The sequence below is a fragment of the Microbispora sp. ATCC PTA-5024 genome, assembly GCF_000511135.2.
Taxonomy (GTDB): Bacteria; Actinomycetota; Actinomycetes; order Streptosporangiales; family Streptosporangiaceae; genus Microbispora; species Microbispora corallina.
In genome coordinates this window covers 630087-634062 of the sequence record NZ_KI866526.1, presented here as the reverse complement: position 1 = coordinate 634062, position 3976 = coordinate 630087, and the positions used below count along the sequence as shown (strand labels likewise).

The window sequence follows — 3976 nt, the reverse complement described above, 5'->3', positions numbered from 1 at the left end:
ACGGTCCCGGCGCCCGCGACCCCCGCACCCGCCGGGACGCCCGCGGGCGGCGCCGCCGGGTCCGGAGCCGGGACGGCCGGGTGGGCGGCCGGGTCGCTCCGGAGGCGTACCAGCCGGTCGAGGAGCTCCCGGGCCGTGGGGCGGCGGGCCGGGTCCTTGTCGAGGCATTCCACCAGCAGGCCCCGCAGCGGCGGCTCGACGCCGTCGAGGTCGGGCTCCTGGTTGAGGATCCGGTGGATGATCGCGGGGATCGCGTCCGAGCCGAACGGCGGGCGGCCCGTGGCGGCGAAGGCGACGGTGGAGGCCCAGGCGAAGACGTCCAGCGCGAAGCCGAGCTCCCCGGCCACGAGCTGCTCCGGCGCCATGTAGGCCGGAGTGCCGACGACCTGGCTGGTCATCGTGCTCGTCCCGGCGAGGGCGCGGGCGATCCCGAAGTCGATGACCCGGGGGCCGTCCGGGCCGATCAGCACGTTGTGCGGCTTGAAGTCGCGGTGCACGACCCCCGCGTCGTGCAGGGCGACCAGCGCGGTGGCCGTGCCGATGGCGAGCCGTTCGAGGGCGCTGCCCGAGCGCGGCCCCTCCGCCGCCACCACCTGGTGGAGCGCCGGGCCCGGGACGTACTCGCTCACGATGTACGGCCGGCCGCCCTCCATCCCGGACTCCAGCACCTGGGCCGTGCAGAAGCGGGCGACGCGGCGGGCGAGGTCCGCCTCGCGGGCGAAGTCGTCGCGGGCTGCCCGGTCCTGGCCGAGCCGGGCATGGAAGAGCTTGACGGCCACCAGGCCGCCCGCCTCCGACTCGCCCAGGTAGACGACGCCCTGGCCGCCCTCGCCGATGCGTCCGGTGATGCGGTGGGATCCCAGGCGGACGGGGTCGCCCGGCTCCAGCGGCTGGGGCTCCGGCATGACTCTCCGGGGGGTCGGGGGCACGTGTCAGCACTCCCAGTATCCCGCCGAAGATCGGTGACGGGCTCCGGTTCGGGGATCCCCGCGGTCGGGGCGGCGGCTCGGGGCCGTGCGTGGTCCCGGCGGAGTGTGACGCTTTCCGAGATAGCGCGTGGTCAGGCCCGGACGAGCAGGTCCGGGTGGAGGTCGGCGGGGCCGGAGCAGCCCGACAGGGCGAGCGTGAGGTCGGTCTCGGCCAGCAGGCACCGGATGACGTGATCCACGCCCGCCTGGCCGTCCAGGCCCAGGCCGTACGCGTACGGGCGGCCGAGGAGCACAGCGCGGGCGCCCAGCGCGAGCGCCTTGACCACGTCGTCGCCGGTGCGGATGCCGCTGTCGAACAGCACGGTGAGCCGGTCGCCCACCGCCTCGGCGACGCCGGGGAGGGCGTCGGCCGCGCCGATCGAGCCGTTGACCTGGCGGCCGCCGTGGTTGGACACCACGACGCCGTCCATCCCCGCGTCCGCGGCCCGCCGGGCGTCGTCGGGGTGCAGCACGCCCTTCAGAACGATCGGGCCGTCCCACTGCTCGCGCAGCTCGGCGAGGTCGGGCCAGGTCTTCCCCGGGTCGCCGAAGTTCGCGCTGAAGTGGAGGACGGCCGCGTTCAGGTCCTCGTGGACGGGCCGGGCGAGACCGGCCTGGAACGCCGGGTCGATGAAGTAGTTGGCCGTGCCCACGCCGTACAGGAAGGGCAGGTACGCCTGGTCGAGGTCGCGGGGGCGCCAGGCCAGCATCGGCGTGTCGAGGGTCACGACGAGGACGCCGAACCCGGCGGCCTTCGCCCGGGACAGGAAGCTGCGGGTGACCTCGCGGTCCCGGCCCCAGTAGAGCTGGAACCACCGCTCGGCGTCCCCCATGGCCGCCGCGACCTCCTCCATCGGCGTGCTCGACGCCGACGAGAGGATGAACGGCACGCCGCGCGCCGCGGCGGCCCGGGCCGCCGCCTTCTCGGCGTCCGGGTGCATGATCGACAGCACGCCGATGGGCGCCAGGGCGAGCGGCGCGGGCAGGACGCGGCCCAGCACCTCCACCGACAGGTCGCGCCGGGAGACGTCGCGCAGCATCCGGGGCATGATCCGCCACCGGTCCAGGGCCTCGCGGTTGGCGCGCTCGGTCGCGCCGCTGCCCGCGCTGCCCACGACGTAGCCGACCGGGCCGGGACCGAGCCGCCGCTCGGCCATCTCCCCCAGGCGGGTGAGGTCGGCGGGCAGCCGGGGCACCGCGCCCGTCAGGCCGTTCAGGTAGATCTCGTACTGGAAGTCCGACCAGTTCGCCATGTGCTCGCGCCTCCCGACGTGGAGTGTAGGGCCGTGGAGATCAGCCGTTCCGCTCGTACTCCCACCTGGCCATCAGGCCGAACAGCTCCAGCTGGTTCGCCTCGGGCAGCGTGGGGTCGAGGTGGCTGTACTCGGCGTACGTGGTCACCACGACCCGCTCGGCCAGCGGGAGCCGGGCGAAACGGTCGAGGTCCATCTCGAACGCGGCCTGCTCCCAGGTCTTGCCCGCCGCGTGCGCCTCACGCGCCCGGTCGCCGACGTGCCGCAGGTACGCCTGCACCTCGCGGACGCCCTCGACCGTGGTCACCGGCCCGTGCCCCGGGACGATCACCTCGGGCTCCAGGGCGATCATGGCCTCGCAGGCGTCGATCCAGCTGCGGGCCGGCCCGGTCCACATGAGCGGCGTGCCGCCGACGAACAGGAGGTCACCCGAGAACAGCACGTTCGCGTCGGGCACGTGCACGGCGACGTCGCCGGCCGTGTGCGCGGGGCCGAGGGGCAGCAGGCGCACCTGCCGGCCCCCGACGTCGAGGGTGGTGGCGGCGAGCACGGGGGTGTCCGGCGTCCGCAGCGGCACGCCGTCGAAGGCGAACGGCCCGAAGGCCCGGCGGGCGTAGTCGTTGAGCAGCGGCCCGAAGTCGAGCGCGAGCAGCGCCGAGATCACCTCCGGGGACTCGTGGTGCGCGCGCTCGGCCACCTCCGGCGCGCCGTGGATCCGCACCGCGGCGTCGAGCAGCGCGTTGCCGAAGCAGTGGTCGCCGTTGCCGTGCGTGTTGACCGCGTCGGTGATCGGGTGCGCGTCCGTGACCGGCTTCATCGCGGCGAGCATCTCGCCGGTGAGCGCCAGGTCGAACAGCGTGTCGACGACCAGGCTCGCCCCGCGCCCGGCGACCAGGCCCGCGTTGCTCCAGCCCCACCCGCCGTCGGGCTGCAGCCAGGCCCACACGCCGTCGGCGATCTCGTGCAGGCCTCGGGTGTACGGCGTCATCGTGTCCTCTCCCTGGTGTGACGTGGTCGTGCGCGGCCGCCGGCCGGCGAGGGGCACGGTATCGGACACGGGTCTACATTGAGGTGATGCAGGGTCTTCTGCTCCGCCTGTCCGGGCTCGACGCCGACGCGGAGAGCGCCGTGCGCGTGATCGCCTACTTCGACTCCCTCGTCCGCGACCACGTCACCGTACGGGGGATGGCGCAGGCCACGGCCCGCCTGGCGCAGTGCCCGGCCGGTTTCGCCGACGGGTCGGGCGGCTTCGTGCGGGCGCTGGCCGACGGCTCGGTGGAGTATCCGTCCGCGCCGCCGGTTAACGGCGCCGCCCGTCCTCTGCCGTCCGGCGGCCGGGTGTGGCTGGAGCGGGAGGGCCGGGCCCACGGGCTCGACGAGATCGTGCTGGAGCGGTTCGCCGAGGCGGCGGCGGTGGCCGTGGAACGGGCCGCGGGGCCGGCCGTGAACGACCCCGCGCTCGTGGAGCTCGTCCTGGCCGAGGGGGCCGGGGAGACCGAGCGGGCCCGGGCGCTGCGGCTTATGGGCTTCCCCGCGGCGGCGCCGGTCCGGGTGCTCGCGGTGTCCGGTCCGGCCGGCGGGCTCGTGGCCGGGCTGCGCGCCGCGGGCCGCCACGTTCGCGAGACTCCCATGGACGTCCCGGGCGGCACCGTGACCGCCGTCCTCGCCGACGCCGCCGGACGCTCGGGCCGCGGCGAGCCGGCCGGGGGGATCGGCGGGGCGGAAGACCGCGGAACCGGCGCCGCGGAACCGGGG

Annotated in this window: 3 protein-coding genes and 1 pseudogene; 1 reads left to right on the top strand and 3 read right to left on the bottom strand. The window is 75.6% G+C overall.

What is annotated here, in order from left to right:
- The 3 genes from MPTA5024_RS33590 to MPTA5024_RS33580 form a co-directional block, all read right to left on the bottom strand.
- On the bottom strand, nucleotides 1-905 hold a 905-nt coding region (locus MPTA5024_RS33590; protein WP_157099890.1), incomplete at its 3' end, for a serine/threonine-protein kinase.
- A 155-nt stretch (nucleotides 906-1060) separates the two neighbouring features.
- Entirely contained in the window at nucleotides 1061-2221 is a 1161-nt protein-coding gene (locus MPTA5024_RS33585; RefSeq protein WP_036331768.1) for a lactate 2-monooxygenase, read from the bottom strand.
- A 40-nt stretch (nucleotides 2222-2261) separates the two neighbouring features.
- Nucleotides 2262-3209, bottom strand: coding sequence for an MBL fold metallo-hydrolase (locus MPTA5024_RS33580; protein WP_157099866.1), 948 nt, complete (start codon nucleotides 3207-3209; stop codon nucleotides 2262-2264).
- A gap of 86 nt (nucleotides 3210-3295) precedes the next feature.
- Between MPTA5024_RS33580 and MPTA5024_RS42935 the strand changes: the two are divergent.
- Nucleotides 3296-3976 (top strand): annotated as a pseudogene (locus tag MPTA5024_RS42935) (PucR family transcriptional regulator); the annotation flags it as partial.

Excerpts from the sequence above, each read along its gene's own strand:
- MPTA5024_RS33585 (WP_036331768.1), bottom strand. The coding sequence starts at position 2,221 with ATGGCGAACTGGTCGGACTTCCAGTACGAGATCTACCTGAACGGCCTG.
- MPTA5024_RS33580 (WP_157099866.1), bottom strand. The coding sequence starts at position 3,209 with ATGACGCCGTACACCCGAGGCCTGCACGAGATCGCCGACGGCGTGTGG.